12 protein-coding genes, 1 tRNA gene and 2 pseudogenes are annotated in these 14,105 nt (G+C 73.4%); 4 read left to right on the top strand and 11 right to left on the bottom strand.

Features of this window, described 5'->3' with window-relative positions:
- Window positions 1–927 precede the first annotated feature (927 nt).
- The 6 genes and pseudogenes from JWP64_RS27340 to JWP64_RS27315 form a co-directional block, all read right to left on the bottom strand.
- A pseudogene (locus tag JWP64_RS27340) lies at window positions 928–1,752 on the bottom strand (serine/threonine-protein kinase); the annotation flags it as partial.
- A gap of 61 nt (window positions 1,753–1,813) precedes the next feature.
- Window positions 1,814–3,283: a penicillin-binding protein 2 gene (locus JWP64_RS27335; protein WP_297502819.1), complete on the bottom strand. Its 1,470-nt coding sequence runs from the start codon at window positions 3,281–3,283 to the stop codon at window positions 1,814–1,816.
- Window positions 3,280–4,758, bottom strand: coding sequence for an FtsW/RodA/SpoVE family cell cycle protein (locus JWP64_RS27330; protein WP_297502817.1), 1,479 nt, complete (start codon window positions 4,756–4,758; stop codon window positions 3,280–3,282). Before JWP64_RS27330 ends, JWP64_RS27335 begins: the two co-directional genes overlap by 4 nt.
- Window positions 4,758–6,086, bottom strand: coding sequence for a PP2C family serine/threonine-protein phosphatase (locus tag JWP64_RS27325; protein WP_297502814.1), 1,329 nt, complete (start codon window positions 6,084–6,086; stop codon window positions 4,758–4,760). The genes JWP64_RS27330 and JWP64_RS27325 overlap by 1 nt, the downstream gene beginning before the upstream one ends.
- On the bottom strand, window positions 6,083–6,541 hold the full coding sequence (locus tag JWP64_RS27320; RefSeq protein ID WP_297502812.1) for an FHA domain-containing protein: 459 nt from the start codon (window positions 6,539–6,541) through the stop codon (window positions 6,083–6,085). Before JWP64_RS27320 ends, JWP64_RS27325 begins: the two co-directional genes overlap by 4 nt.
- 164 nt (window positions 6,542–6,705) lie before the next feature.
- Window positions 6,706–8,004 (bottom strand): DUF3662 and FHA domain-containing protein, encoded by a 1,299-nt coding sequence (locus JWP64_RS27315; protein WP_297502810.1) that lies wholly within the window; start codon window positions 8,002–8,004, stop codon window positions 6,706–6,708.
- Window positions 8,005–8,323: 319 nt separating this feature from the next.
- Between JWP64_RS27315 and JWP64_RS27310 the strand changes: the two genes are divergently transcribed.
- Window positions 8,324–8,406: transfer RNA gene (locus JWP64_RS27310), tRNA-Leu, on the top strand.
- An 81-nt stretch (window positions 8,407–8,487) separates the two neighbouring features.
- On the opposite strand, the gene JWP64_RS27305 is transcribed toward JWP64_RS27310, so the two are convergent.
- Together JWP64_RS27305 and JWP64_RS27300 are read right to left on the bottom strand one after the other, a co-directional pair.
- Window positions 8,488–9,159 (bottom strand): uridine kinase, encoded by a 672-nt coding sequence (locus tag JWP64_RS27305; RefSeq protein WP_297502808.1) that lies wholly within the window; start codon window positions 9,157–9,159, stop codon window positions 8,488–8,490.
- Window positions 9,156–9,401, bottom strand: coding sequence for a DUF2630 family protein (locus JWP64_RS27300; RefSeq protein WP_297502806.1), 246 nt, complete (start codon window positions 9,399–9,401; stop codon window positions 9,156–9,158). The genes JWP64_RS27305 and JWP64_RS27300 overlap by 4 nt, the downstream gene beginning before the upstream one ends.
- Before the next feature lie 51 nt (window positions 9,402–9,452).
- On the opposite strand from JWP64_RS27300, the gene JWP64_RS27295 reads away from it, so the two are divergent.
- Window positions 9,453–10,229 (top strand): IclR family transcriptional regulator, encoded by a 777-nt coding sequence (locus tag JWP64_RS27295; protein ID WP_297502805.1) that lies wholly within the window; start codon window positions 9,453–9,455, stop codon window positions 10,227–10,229.
- 59 nt (window positions 10,230–10,288) lie between these two features.
- Here JWP64_RS27295 and JWP64_RS27290 read toward each other — a convergent pair whose 3' ends face one another.
- The gene (locus JWP64_RS27290; protein WP_297502804.1) at window positions 10,289–11,122 is read right to left on the bottom strand and encodes an LLM class F420-dependent oxidoreductase; all 834 of its coding nucleotides are present in this window, start codon (window positions 11,120–11,122) and stop codon (window positions 10,289–10,291) included.
- Between the two features lie 117 nt (window positions 11,123–11,239).
- On the opposite strand from JWP64_RS27290, the gene JWP64_RS27285 reads away from it, so the two are divergent.
- Together JWP64_RS27285 and JWP64_RS27280 are read left to right on the top strand one after the other, a co-directional pair.
- Window positions 11,240–12,358: a 5-methyltetrahydropteroyltriglutamate--homocysteine S-methyltransferase gene (locus JWP64_RS27285; protein ID WP_297502803.1), complete on the top strand. Its 1,119-nt coding sequence runs from the start codon at window positions 11,240–11,242 to the stop codon at window positions 12,356–12,358.
- A gap of 24 nt (window positions 12,359–12,382) precedes the next feature.
- On the top strand, window positions 12,383–13,126 hold the full coding sequence (locus tag JWP64_RS27280) for a class I SAM-dependent methyltransferase (protein ID WP_297502802.1): 744 nt from the start codon (window positions 12,383–12,385) through the stop codon (window positions 13,124–13,126).
- A 37-nt stretch (window positions 13,127–13,163) separates the two neighbouring features.
- Here the strand turns inward: JWP64_RS27280 and JWP64_RS27275 are convergent, their stop codons facing one another.
- On the bottom strand, window positions 13,164–13,880 hold the full coding sequence (locus JWP64_RS27275) for an iron-sulfur cluster assembly protein (protein WP_297502801.1): 717 nt from the start codon (window positions 13,878–13,880) through the stop codon (window positions 13,164–13,166).
- Window positions 13,877–14,105, bottom strand: a pseudogene (locus JWP64_RS27270) (amidohydrolase); the annotation flags it as partial. The gene JWP64_RS27275 and the pseudogene JWP64_RS27270, both read right to left, overlap by 4 nt.

Genomic DNA, 14,105 nt, shown 5'->3' with positions numbered 1-14,105 from the left:
GCTACCGGGCAAACCGCTCGTCGTCGGAGTGCCGTCGGCCTCGTCGAAGAGCCGGGGCACCGCGAACACCGCCAGCGCGATGGCCGCCAGCAGGACGACGACGAACAGCACGACCAGCACCGAACTGGTCCCCCGCGAGCTCGGGACCAGCCGCAACGGCTCCGTGGGCGGGGCCGGCGGGACGGGCGGGCGGTCCGTGATGCGGGCCACGTGCGGGATCGAGTGGGCGGGCGTCCCCGGGCGTGCCCCGGGGCCCGTCGGCGGCCCGGAGGTCCGCGGCGGGTCCGCGTGTGCGCCCCACCCGGGTGGGGTCGGCGGTGCGGGGGTCGGCGGTGCGGGGGTCCGGGGTGCGGGGGTCCGGGGTGCGGGGGTCGGGGGCGCGGCCGATGCCGCGGTCCCCGACGAGGAGGCGGCCGGGGACGCGACGGCACCCGGGCCGCTGCGCGGACCGGTCGTGCCCGGCTCGGCGAGGGTGTCGCCCGCGTCGTCCGGTGCCCGGACGGCCGCGTTCTCGACGGCGTGCCGCCCGCCGGTGTCCACCGAGGGCTCGGCGACCGGCTCGGCGGGGGGCGGGGTGGCGGTCCGGGTGGCCGACGGCGCCCGGGCCGCGGACGTCTCCACCGCCGGTCTCCGCAGGTCGGTCCTCCGGTCCGGCGCGGGCTCCTGCCGCTCCGGGACGGCGGGGGCGGACCCGGCGGCGCGCTCCTTCTCGTCCTTGCGTCGCCTGGCCGCCTTCTCGGCGCGCCGGCTCCGCTTCCGCTCGGCCCGGTCCACGGCGCGGGCGCCGGTGTCCGGACCGTCGGTGCCGGGCCGGGAACCTGCGGGGCGCCGGGTGCTCGGCGACACCGTCGCGACGGGGCCGCTCGCCGGGGAGGCCGGCGTCGAACCGGAGGCACCGGAGATCCGCACCGGGACCGGCGGGCCCTCGCCACGGCGCACGGCGGCGACCGCGGCGGCGAACTCCTCGCCGTCGGCATAGCGCCGCGCCGGGTCCTTGACCAGCACCGCCGCGATGAGCGAGCGGACATGCTCGGGCACGGTGTCCGGCAGCGGCGGCGGCTCGTCCCGCACCTGCATCATCGCGACGGCCACCGCGTTGTCCGCGCGAAAAGGGCGGTGCCCGGCCAGGCACTCGTAGCCGACGATGCCGAGGGAGTACACGTCCCCCTCGGGACCCGCCTCCCCCCCGCTGGCCTGCTCGGGAGCGATGTAGTGCGCCGTGCCCATCACCATCCCGGACCGGGTGACCGGGACGGCGTTGGCGGCCTTGGCGATGCCGAAGTCCGTGAGCTTCACCGTGCCGTCGACGCGCAGCAGGATGTTCCCGGGCTTGACGTCGCGGTGCACGTACCCGCGCTCGTGCGCGGCGTGCAGCGCGTGCGCCGCCTGCTCGACGATCCGCAGCGTCTCCTCGGTGTCGATCGGGCCGCGGGCGATCCGGGCGGACAGCGGCTCGCCGCGGACCAGCTCCATCACCAGGTAGGCGGTGCGCCGGTTCTCCTGCGGCGCGTCGTCCTCGCCGTAGTCGTGGATCGACGCGACGCCGGAGTGGTTCAGGGACGCCACCGTGCGCGCCTCGACCCGGAAGCGGTGCAGGAACTCCGGGTCGTCGGAGAGCTCGGGGCGCAGCACCTTCACCGCGACGTCCCGGCCCAGCCGGATGTCCGAGGCCTCCCAGACCTCGCCCATCCCGCCGACGGCGATGCGCCGGCCCAGCTCGTAGCGGTCCGCGATCCGTTGCCCCGCCGCCAGGGCTCCCGGACCGCTCACGGGGCGGCCCCGGCCGGTGGCCCCCCGCTCGGTGGCTGCTGCCTCATCGCCCACCCCGCAGCGCCTCCGCGATCACCGCGCGGCCGACGGGTGCGGCGACCGAGCCGCCGGTGGCCTCGAGCGCCCGGTTCCCGCCGTTCTCCACGAGCACGGCCACGGCCACCGTCGGGTTCTGGGCCGGGGCGAATGCCACGTACCAGGCGTGCGGCGGGGTGTTCTTGGGGTCCGTGCCGTGCTCCGCCGTCCCGGTCTTGGACGCGATCTGCACACCGGTGATCTTGCCGCCGCCCTGTGTCCGGTTCTCCGAACCGACCATCAGGTCCGTCAGGGTGGAGGCGACGTTCGCCGGCATCGAGCGGCCGAGCCGGTCCGGCTGGGTGGTGTCCAGGACGTCCAGCGCGGGTCCCTGGATCTCCTTGACCAGGTGCGGAGCCATCGTCTGCCCGCCGTTGGCGATGGAGGCGACCACCATGGCGTTCTGGAGCGGGGTCATCCGCACGTCCCGCTGCCCGATGCCGGACTGCTGCAGCGCGGCGGTGTCCGGGATGTCCCCCAGCGACGACCCGGTGACGGGCATCGGGACCGTCAGATCGGACTGGCCGATCCCGAACGCCTCCGCCTGCGCGCGGATCTTGTCCTCGCCGAGGTTCCCGGCGAGCTCGGCGAACGCGGTGTTGCAGGAACGGGCCAGGGCGTCCCGCAGCGAGGCGGTCGCACCGGTCCCGCAGGGCGTCCCGGCGAAGTTCTCCAGCGTGGTGTTCGTGTTGGTCAGCGTGATGTTGGAGGCCGCCGTGAGCTGGCTGTCCGGCGTGTAGCCGTTCTGCAGGGCGGCCGCGGTGTCGATCAGCTTGAACGTCGAGCCCGGGGGATAGGTCTCCGAGATCGCCCGGTTGACCAGCGTCGGCGGCTGCGTGGCGTTCGCGTCCGCCCAGGCCTTCTGCTGCGCCGACGAGCTGTGACTGGCGAGTGGGTTCGGGTCGTACGACGGCGTCGAGGCCATCGCGAGGATCTCGCCGGTCTGCGGGTTGAGGGCCACCACGGCGCCGGCGTATCCCCTGTCCGCCAGCTCCTTGTAGGCGCGCTCCTGCACCGACGGCCGGATCGTCAGGACGACGTTGCCGCCGCTCGGGTCCCGGCCGGTGATCAGGTCCGAGAGCCTGCGGCCGAAGAGCCGGTCGTCGCTGCCGTTGAGCACGGAGTCCGAGTACCGCTCGATCCCGCTGGAGCTGTAGACGACCGAGTAGTAGCCGGTCAGCGGCGCGTAGGCGGGCCCGTTCGTGTACTGACGCTGGTACTTCAGCCGATCGTTCGTCGCGACGCTCTGGGCGAGAACCTGGCCGTCCGCGCTGATCTGGCCGCGCTTGCGCGCGTACTCGGCCAGCAGCACGCGCTGGTTGCGCGGGTCACTGCGGTAGTCCCCGGCCTTGACGACCTGGACGTAGGTCAGGTTGCCCAGCAGCATCAGGATCAGCGCCATCACGGCGATGGCGATGCGGCGGATCGGGGTGTTCACGTGTCGGCCTTCTTGACTTCCGGACGCTGGACGAACTCCGTGCTGGCCTCGGCGATCGGTGCCTGCGGCTGAACGGGTCGCCGGGTCAGCGGTGCGCGCGCCGCGTTCGAGATGCGCAGCAGCAGTGCCACCAGGGCGTAGTTCGCGACGAGGGACGAGCCTCCGTAGGACAGGAACGGCAGGGTCAGGCCGGTGAGCGGGATGAGCTTCGAGACCCCGCCGATGACGACGAACGTCTGCAGCGCGATGACGAAGGACATCCCGGTGGCGAGCAGCTTTCCGAAGCTGTCCCGCACGGCCAGGGCGGACCGGAGCCCGCGGGTGATCATGACGAGGTAGACGACGAGGATCGCGGCCAGGCCGATCAGGCCCAGCTCCTCCCCGAGCGTGGAGAGCATGAAGTCGCTCTCGGCGAAGGGCACGAGGTCCGGCCGGCCCGCGCCGAGCCCGGTGCCGCCGACGCCGCCGGTGCCGAGCCCGAACAGGGCCTGGCCGATCTGGTAGCCGCGGTTGTCGAAGTCCGCGAAGGGGTCCAGCCACACCTGCACGCGGACCTGGACGTGCCCGAACAGCTGGTACGCGACCGTCGCGCCGGCGGCGAAGAACGCCAGGCCGATGATCATCCAGGACACCCGCTCGGTGGCCGCGTAGAGCAGCACCAGCAGGATCCCGAAGAACAGCAGCGACGTGCCGAGGTCCCGCTCGACGACGAGCACGCCGACCGAGAGCCCCCAGGCGACGAGCAGAGGCGCCAGGTCCCGGGCGCGCGGCAGCTCCATGCCGAGGAACCGGCGCCCGGCCGTCGCGAACAGGTCCCGTTTCTGCACGAGGAACCCGGCGAAGAAGACGATCAGCAGCAGCTTCGCGAACTCGCCGGGCTGGATCGAGAAGATGCCCAGCCGCAGCCAGATCTTCGCGCCGTTGACCTCGGAGAGCGACGACGGCAGCAGGCCGGGCAGGGCCAGCAGGACGAGCCCGGCGAAGCCGGCGGTGTAGGTGTAGCGCGACAGCGCCCGGTGGTCCTTGACGAACCACAGCACCGCGATGAACAGGGCCAGCCCGACCGTGGTCCAGGCGACCTGCCGGGTGATCAGCGCGGCCGGGACGTCCCCACCGGTCAGCGCGGCGCGGTCCGCGTCCGCCAGGTCCAGGCGGTGGATCATCACCAGGCCCAGGCCGTTGAGAAGGGCGACCGACGGCAGGATCAGCGGGTCCGCGTACGGGGCCCACTTCCGGACGGCAAGGTGCGCGATCCCGAACAGCGCCAGGTACGCCAGCCCGACGTAGACGAGCGAGCTGGTGAGCTGCTGCTCCTGGTTGGCCTCGACGAGCACGAGGGCCGCCGTCGTCGTCACCGCGGCGAAGGCGAGCAGGACCAGCTCGATTCCGCGCCCGGTGGGGAGCGCGGGGGCCGACGACGGGTTCGCGGCGGGGCGGCCGGTCCCGACGTCCGGAGTGCCGACGTTCGGGGCCATCAGGTCGCCGGCCGGCAGGTCGTCCCCGGCTCGGGGGCCACGGTCTGCAACGGCGTGGTCTCGACGGGCGGGGCGGCGGGGTCCACGGGCGGCGCCGGGACCACGACCGTCGGGGTGGTGGCCTCCGGACACATCGGCAGCATCCGGTCCCGTAGGCGCTGGACGGTGCCGCGGGCGCTCACCAGGCCGTCCGTCGCGACGATCCCGTCCCGGACCGACGTCCGCAGGTCCTCGGGCAGGTCGGGGAGCGTGATGTCCGTGGTCTCGGCCACCGTCTGCAGCGGCAGGCCGAGCACACTGCCGCGCACGCCCTGGTAGATCACGACCTGCTCGGCCCGGACACCGACGTAGTACTGCTGCAGCACCCAGCCGCGGGCCAGCATCCCGCCCACCCCGAGCACCACCAGCACCGCGACCAGCGCGGCGACGATCTTCCAGCGGCTCCGCCGGCGCGGGGGCTCGGCGACCTGGGCGGGCTCGAGGCGGCGCGGCAGGGCCCGGGGGAGCGTGGTGGCCGCCGCGCGGGAGGCGGCGGTGTCCGCGCCCGGCCGCTCGTCGTCCAGGCCGTTGCCGACCGAACCCCCGACGATCGGCGCGACGTCCCCGTAGTCCACGTCCAGGACGTCCGCGACGATGCAGGTGATGTTGTCCGGGCCGCCGCCGCGCAGCGCCAGCTCGATCAGCCGGTCCGCACACTCGCGGGGGTCCCGGTACTCGCGCAGGGTGTCCGCGAGCGTCTCGTCGCTGACCGGGCCGGACAGCCCGTCGGAGCAGAGCAGATAGCGGTCCCCGGCGCGGGCCTCGCGGATCGTCAGCGAGGGCTCGACCTCCTGGCCGGTGATGGCGCGCAGCAGCAGCGAGCGCTGCGGGTGCGTGTGCGCCTCCTCCTCGGTGATCCGACCCTCGTCGATCAGGGACTGGACGAACGTGTCGTCCTTGGTGATCTGGGTGAACTCCCCGCCGCGGAGCTGGTAGCAGCGGGAGTCCCCGACGTGCACCATCCCGAGCCGCGAACCGGCGAAGAGGATCGCGGTGAGCGTGGTGCCCATGCCTTCGAGGTCCGGCGCCTCGGCGACGTGCCGGGTGATCGCGGCGTTGCCCAGGAAGGTGGCGTCCCGGAGCTCGGCGAGCAGGTCGTCGCCCGGGTCGTCCTCGTCCAGGGGGGCGAGCGCCGAGATGACCAGCGAGGACGCGACCTCTCCGGCTGCGTGTCCGCCCATGCCGTCGGCGAGGGCGAGCAGGCGCGGGCCGGCGTACACCGCGTCCTGGTTGTTCTGCCGGACCAGGCCGCGGTCGCTGCGGGCGGAGTAGCGAAGGACCAGCGTCATGAGCGCAGCTCGATCACCGTCTTGCCGATACGGACAGGGGTCCCGAGCGGTACCCGGGTGGGACCGGTGACCTTAGCCCGATCGAGATACGTGCCGTTCGTCGACCCGAGATCCTCGACGTACCACTCCTCGCCCTGCTGGCTGATCCGCGCGTGCCGGGTGGAGGCGTAGTCGTCGTCCAGCTTCAGCGTGGAGTCGTCCGCCCGGCCGATCAGGATCGGCCGGGAGTCCAGGGTGATCCGGCTGCCCGCCAGCGGCCCCTGGGTGACCAGGAGCTGACGGGCCGCGCGGGCACGACCCGACCGGGCGGTGACCCGCCCGCCGCCGGGCATGATCGCCCGCAGCCCCGACGCCGCGTAGAGGTCGGAGCGAACCACCCGCAGGGCGACCAGCACGAACAGCCAGAGGAGGGCGAGGAAGCCCGCTCTGGTCAGCTGCAGCACCAACTCGGGCACTCGTCGCCTACCCCGATCCACGTCTGTCCGACCGACGATCCGGACGGATCATCGGCGCAAGCCAGGTGGCCGCGCCGGTCTCTCCCGGCGCGGACCGTAGCAACACGTGCCGACACGTCCGGTCCGCCGTCCCCGGCGCGCCGCTCCCGCGCTCCGGGCGGCGCTCAGGCCTGGGCCCGGAAGACCAGGCTCGAGTGCCCGACCCGGACCACGTCACCGTCGTTGAGCTGCCACTGCTGCACCGGGTTGCCGTTCACGGTGGTGCCGTTGGTGGAGCCCAGGTCCGACAGCGTCGCGGCCTGCCCGTCCCAACTGATCTCCAGGTGCCGGCGCGAGACGCCGGTGTCCGGGAGCCGGAAGTTCGAGTCCTGGCCGCGGCCGACGACGTGGGTGCCCTCGGTCAGCTGGTAGCTGCGGCCGGAGCCGTCGTCGAGGGTGATCGACGCCTGCAGCGCCTGGCCGTAGCCCGCGCCGCCCCAGCCCTGCTGCTGCCCCCCGGCGTACCCGCCCTGCTGCGCGCCGGCGTAGCCCTGCTGGCCGTACCCGCCGTCGTAGCCCTGGTCGTACTGCTGGCCGTACCCGCCGTCGTAGCCCTGGTCGTACTGCTGGCCGCCGTAGCCCGGCTGCTGGCCGCCGTACCCGGGCTGACCGGCGTAGCCCTGGCCGCCGTAGCCGCCCTGTTGCCCGCCGTCGTAGCCCGGGTCGTATCCGGGCTGGCCGGGACCGGGCTGCTGGTAGCCGCCCTGCTGGTAGCCCTGCTGGCCGCCGTACTGCTGGTCTCCGTAGGCGCCGCCCTGCTGGGCGCCGTAGCCACCCTGCTGGCCGTGCCCGCCCTGCTGGTCGTACCCCTGTTGGCCGTAGGCGCCACCCTGCTGCGCGCCGTAGGCGTTGCCCTGCTGGTCGTACTGCTGGCCCTGCCCCTCCCGGCGGTCGCCCGCCGGAGGTGCGTAGGTCTGCTGGCCGTATCCGCCGGGGGCGCCACGGTCGTAGCCGTACTGCCCGTTCTCCTCGGGGTGGCCCGGTTGCTGGCTCATGGGTGCTTCTCCTGCGTTGCGAGCTCGAACGGCGGTCCGGCGGGAAGCGTCGGGGTCCACGGACGAGCGGGTGCGGAACTGTCCCGTGTGCAGCGCCTCGGAGCGCTCCAGAAAGACTACGACCTCGCCGTAGGTGTCCCATCCCTGGTCGGCGAGTTGTTCGGCGACGTGGGAGGACAACGAGTCGACGACCGCCGCCGAACCCTCCACGTCGCCGGCCATGCGATCGAGATCGCTGGGGCTGAGCTGCACGACGTACCGGTTGGGTGCCAGCAGGCGCCCTCCCGCGAGCGGCTCGATGTGATCCTCGGCTTCCCTGAGCAGTGCCTGTGCGACTTCCTGGGGAACGACACTGCCTCCGAAGACCCGCGCGAAGGCGTCGCCCACCATCCCCTGGAGACGGCGTTCGAAACGATCGACGCGGCCCAACGACCTTCCTCCGTTCGCATCGGCGTGTTACCGGCAGGCACGATCGTATCTGTGCTAGCCGGTCGGGTGGTGACGCCCGACCGGGGGCTCATGGTGACAGGGGGATGAAAAGCGGTGACGTGCAGGTCACGAGCCCGTCTCGGTCGGACTCGGAGCCCGGTTCGCGGAGTGGTGTGACGCCAGGCACAGCACGGCCGGTCGGCGCGGGGTGATCACGGCGAAGATCGTTCCGGGCGCTCCGGTCAGGGGTCCCGGCCGACGCGAGGGGACCCCCCGTGCAGGGCTCCGGAACGGCCCCGTGCTAGCTTTTCTCTCGCCAGGGCGAGTGGCGGAATGGCAGACGCGCACGGTTCAGGTCCGTGTGTCCGAAAGGACGTGAGGGTTCAACTCCCTCCTCGCCCACAGTTCCTCTCGACGGGACGTAGTCTCCCGATGATCGAAGGCCTCGCAGCCGCGGGGCCTTTCTTCATGTCCGGGCCTGCTTCACCCGCGCACCGCGGGCCGGTCCGGGTGATCGGCCATCACGAGGATGTCCGCGACGCCCCCCGGGTCCCGTTCGCGCTCGTACCGCTCGAACACGGGAAGCGTCCAGAGGTCGTCCGCGTGCGTCCGGCGGTGCAGTTGGGCGGCTCCCATGCGCAGGTGCACCGCGATGTCGACGGGCAGGCCCCGGCCCAGGAGCAGCGAGCCCGACACCACGACCACCCCGGACGGGCCCAGGTCGCGGTAGTCCTCGCGGTAGGCGCGGTCCCGCTCGGCGTCCCACAGCCGGGGGAGCACCCGGCCGGCGCCGTCCGGGGCGGCGGGATCGAGCACCTCGCGACGCAACGCCCCCTCGTCGAGCCAGCCGTCGAGGAACATCTCCTCGTCCCGGTGCCCGTACTCGAGCCGCACGGACGCGGGCCGCAGGAAGTCAGCCGCGCGGACGTGCAGCGCCGCCCGCCCCGCCGGCCGCAGCGCCTCGACGACGGCCGCCGCCAGCCGGTCCGGCCCCGTCGGCGGGGCGCCGTCGACCACCAGCCGGACCCTGCCCGGACGCGCGGTGACCAATGCGGTGACGTGCTCGGCCAGGACCTCGGGGGAGACGGGGCGGATCCCGCCGGACCGGGTCCCGTCCCCGGATCGGGCTCCGTTCGCGGATCGGGCCGGGCTCACTGCCGGTAGTTCTCCACCACCGAGGGGTCCCGCTCCTGCGCCGCGTCGGGGTCCTCGCCGGCCGCGCGGCGGGCGTCCCGCTGGCGGAGCAGGTCCCAGAGGCGGTCCAGCTCGACGTTGATCAGCTGGAGCCGGGCCTGCTCCTCCTCGGAGAGGGGCTTGCCGATGTGGGCGCGCTCGAGACGGTGCTCCTCCTCGACCAGCTCGCTGATGTGGTGCCGGATGTTCCGGTCGTCCGCCATGCCGTCCTCCACTGCTTGCCCCTCCGGTGACGAGTACCCAAAACTAGTCCCGTGACGGGCGAGGACGGCGGGACCGGTGGCTCGGTCCTGCGCGCCCTGCGGGTGATCGAGGCCGTCGCCGCGGCGGGGGACGGGGTCACCGCGAAGGCCATCGCACGCCGCCTCGGCTGCCCGCTCCCGACGGCGTACCGGGCGCTCGGCACGCTCGTCGAGGAGGGGTACCTCGTGCGGCTGCACGCGGTGCGGGGCTACGGGCTCGGCTACCGGGTCGCGGAGCTGCACCGCAGCCTCACCGCGCAGGTCCGCCCGTCGACGGCCGTCCGCGCCGTCCTCGCGGACCTGCACTCCGGCGTCGGCGCGGCCGCCTACCTGGCCGTCCTGCGGGACGTCGACGTGGTGGTGGCGGACATCGACCGGTGTGCCGACCACCCCGGGCCGCTGGACCTGCGCGTCGGCGAGCCCGCGCCGGCGCACGCGACGGCCCTGGGCAAGGCGGTGCTCGCGGGTCTCGCCCCGGCCACGCTGGCGGACGTCCTGGGGCGGCGCGGGCTGGACCCGCTCACCCCGCGCACGGTGGCGGACCGGCGGGCGCTGGACCGCGAGCTGTTGCGGGTGCGCACCGCCGGGGCGGCGGTGGAGGTGGAGGAGTTCCATCGGGGCGTCGCGGGAATCGCGGTGGCCGTGCGGGGGCCGGGCGGCGCGCCGGCGGGAGCGATCGGGGTGTCGGTCACCCGGGCGGAGTTCGGCGCGCGGCGCTGGGAGCTCGAACACGCCGTCCGGGAGGCGGCGGACCGGGCGAGCCGCGCCGGCACGGCGATCGCGACCTGACCGCTGACGCACAGGTCCGCGTGCCCACGCAGACGTTCGTGGGCACGCGAACGTGGGCGTCAGCGAGCGAGCTCGGCGAGGGCGTCGAGCTCGGTGAGCGTGTCCTTCGCGCCGTCGTGGTCCTGCAGCTCGAACAGGACGCGGTCGACGCCGGCGGCCGCGTAGGACTCGAGCGCCGCCGGCTTCGGGGCCGCGCCGTAGACCGTCACGGTCACCGGCTTGTCGATCTTCGCCGCGCGTTCCCGCAGCTCGGCGATCCGACGGCCGAACTCGTCGAGGCCGGAGACGGGGACCCGCAGCGGGATCCAACCGTCGCCGTGGGAGAGCACGCGGTCGAGGACGCTCGGCCCGCCCCCGCCGATCAGCACCGGCGGCAGCCGGAGGGGCTTGGGCCAGGACCAGATCGGGTCGAAGTCCACGAACTCGCCGTGGAACTCCGGCTCGTCCTCCGTCCAGATCAGGCGCATCGCGTCGAGGCGCTCGAGCATCTCCGCCGTCCGCCGCCTCGGGTTCGCGCCGTGGTTCGCCATCTCCTCGGCGTTCCACCCGGGCCCGACGCCGAGCTCGAACCGGCCGCCGGAGAGGCGGTCGACGCTCGCCACCTGCTTGGCCAGCGTGATCGGGTGATGCTGGTTGATCAGCGAGACCCCGGTGCCCAGCGTGATCCGCTCGGTCACCGCGGCGATCGCGCCCAGGGCGACGAACGGGTCGTACGTGTGCGAATACTTGCGGGGCAGCTCCGCACCCCCCGGCCAGGGCGACGTCCGGCTCGTCGGGATGTGGGTGTGCTCGGTGAGGAACAGCGAGCCGAAGCCCCGCTCCTCGGCCGCGCGGCCCAGCTCGAGGGGGGCGATCCCGTAGTCGGTCAGGAAGGTGACGACGCCGAAGTCCATGATCTGCACCTTGCCATCCGGGGCGTCGCGATCGCGCGGTCCGGTCAGTTCCCGGCGTTTCGGTCGATCTTCGTCGGGAACCGGGCGGCGAGGCGGGTCCGGCGATAGGTTCGGACCATGGCGCCCCGCACCGAACCCCCCTTCCGCGCCGACCACGTCGGCTCCCTCCTCCGCCCGAAGTCCCTCCTCGACGCCCGGGCCGCGCACGCCAAGGGCCGGCTGGACGCCGACGGGCTCCGCGAGGCGGAGGACCTCGCGATCCGCGACGTCGTCGCGCTGCAGGAGGAGATCGGGCTGCAGGCCGCCACGGACGGCGAGTTCCGCCGCACCTCGTGGCACATGGACTTCATCTATCAGCTCGGCGGGATCACGAAGACGGACGAACAGATCCGGGTCCGCATGATCAACGCCGAGGGCGAGGGCGCGTTCACCTCGGCCGGCCTGGCGATCACCGAGAAGGTCCGGCTGCGCGAGCCGATCTTCGCCGACGCGTTCCGGTTCCTCGCCGAGCAGACCACCACGGCGGTCCCGAAGCTGACGATCCCGTCGCCGAGCATGGTCCACTACCGGGGCGGGACGGCGGCGATCGACCGCGGCGTGTACCCGGACGTCGAGGATTTCTGGAACGACCTCTCCGCCGCCTACGCGGACGAGGTGCGGGCCCTGGCGGACCTCGGCTGCCGCTACCTCCAGCTCGACGACACCAGCCTCGCGTACCTCAACGACCCGGCCCAGCGCGCCGAGATGGCCGCCAAGGGCGACGACGCCGAGCACCAGCACCTGCGCTACATCAGGCAGATCAATTCGGCGATCGCGGACCGGCCGTCGGACCTGTTCGTGACCACGCACATGTGCCGCGGGAACTTCCGCTCCTCCTGGGCGGCCGAGGGCGGCTACGACTTCGTCGCCGAGGCCCTCTTCGGCGAGCTCGCCGTCGACGGCTTCTTCTGCGAGTTCGACGACGAGCGCTCCGGCGGGTTCGCCCCGCTGCGCTTCGTCCCGCCGGGCAAGCAGGTCGTCCTCGGGCTCGTGACCACGAAGAACGGCAGGCTGGAGGACGCGGACGCCCTCAAGCGCCGGATCGACGAGGCCGCGAAGTACGTCCCGCTGGAGCAGCTCTGCCTCTCCCCGCAGTGCGGCTTCTCCTCCACCGTCGAGGGCAACTCCCTCACCCCGGACGAGGAGATCGCGAAGCTGCGGCTGATCGTCGATGTGGCGCAGGACGTCTGGGGCTGACGCCCCCGTGCACCGGAGGTGCCCATGGAGGAACCCGCGGGGTGGGGGCTGCCGCTCTACGCGCGCGCGCTCGACGGCGTCCCCGCGGGCGCGTCCGTGCTCGACATCGGGTGCGGGCCGGGGGCGTTCGCGGCGTTCGCGCTCGACCGCGGCCTGCGCGTCACCGGGATCGACGAGGACCGGCGGGCCGTGGCCGCGGCGACCGCCGCGGTGCCCGGCGCGGAGTTCCGGACCGGGGACGCGCACCGGCCGGACTTCCCGGACGGGTCGTTCGACGTCGTCGCCTGCATCCAGGTCCTCGCGCACGTCACGAACCCGCTGAAGGTCCTGCGCGAGTCCGCCCGGCTGGTCGTGCCGGGAGGACGGATCGTCGCGACCGTGTGGGGCCGTGAGGAGGAGTGCGACGTCCGGGCGTTCGGGGAGTCCCTCGCCGCGTTCCTGCCGCCCCGCGACGCCCGGCGCACACCGGGTGGGCCACCGCCGCTGACCGAGCCGGACCGGTTCCGCAAGATCGCCGGTATGGCCGGGTTGGACGTCGTCGCGCTCGACGAGGTGACCTGCGCGTTCGACTACCCGGACGAGGACGCGCTGCTGGGCCCGCTGCTGCTGTCCGACATCGGCCGGTACGCCGCGAACCGGGCCGGACCCGCTGTCGTGCGGAAGACGGCGGCCGCCGGCCTCGCGCGCTTCCGCACCAAGGCCGGCGGCTACCGGCTGAACAACCTGTTCCGCGTCCTCGAGGCCTGCCCCGCAGCTCGTGCGCGGTAATCGTCGCCCTGGCGACGATTACCGCTCACGGACAGCGTCAGCTGCGTCCTGCGGCCGCCGCCGAGTAGCGGGTCTGCAACAGGGACTTGCAGTACTCGCCGTTGGTCTCGATCCCGACCCGCTGCAGTCGCGCCCGGCGCAGGTGCAGCGGGACCTGCTCCGTCGTCACCCGGCTGCCGTCCACGTGCAGCAGCAGCGGGGCGTCGTCGTCGCAGGGCAGGCCGAGCCACTGACGACGCTCGCGGAGACGGGTCAGCTCCTCCGACGGAGGCATCTCGCCGAGCGTGAGCTCCGCCAGTTCCTCCGGGAACACCCCGGCGTCCGCCAGCGGCCGCGCGACCCGGTCCTGACCGGCCATCGCCGCCTTGGTGAGGAATGTGCGCCGCAGCTCGTCGAGCTCCGCCGTCGCCTCACCGGCGAAGGACCCGACGAAGCCCGCGTGGGCCGCGACCCCGCCGTTGATCTCGTCGGACGCGTGGTGATCGGCCAGCGTGACCGTCGCGTTCCGCACCCCGGGGACCGCGGACACCGCGTCGTAGGCGTCCGCGACCATCAGGAACGAGAAGTTGGGCGCGCAGAAGAACGTGGGCAGCCGCAACCCGACGGCGACGTCCCCGTCGGGGGAGACGGTGCACGACTCGACGAAGTCGAGATCCGTGATGGGCTCGTCCAGCTCCGGGTCGAGCACCGTCTCCAAGGCATTCCACACAGCCTGCCACTGCCTCGACTTCTCGGGGGCAGGCAGATCCGTCACGCCTGCGCCCCCGCCTTGTCCTCCACGAGCTCCTCGCCCGGCTGCATCGGCTCGTCCGCCGAGGTGGGCAGCTGGCACTCCGCCGGCACCGGGATGTCGTAGAGCTTGGCGGCGTTGAGCCCGAGGATCTTCTTCTTCGACGCCGTGGTGAGCCGCGGGTAGTCGGTGAAGGCGTCGTCGTCCGGCATCTGCCAGTCGACCAGGCCCTCGACCTGCCACTTCGGC

Origin of the sequence: Pseudonocardia sp., assembly GCF_025465255.1 — a bacterium.
Lineage (GTDB): Bacteria > Actinomycetota > Actinomycetes > Mycobacteriales > Pseudonocardiaceae > Pseudonocardia.
This window is presented reverse-complemented; position numbering and strand designations above follow the sequence as displayed.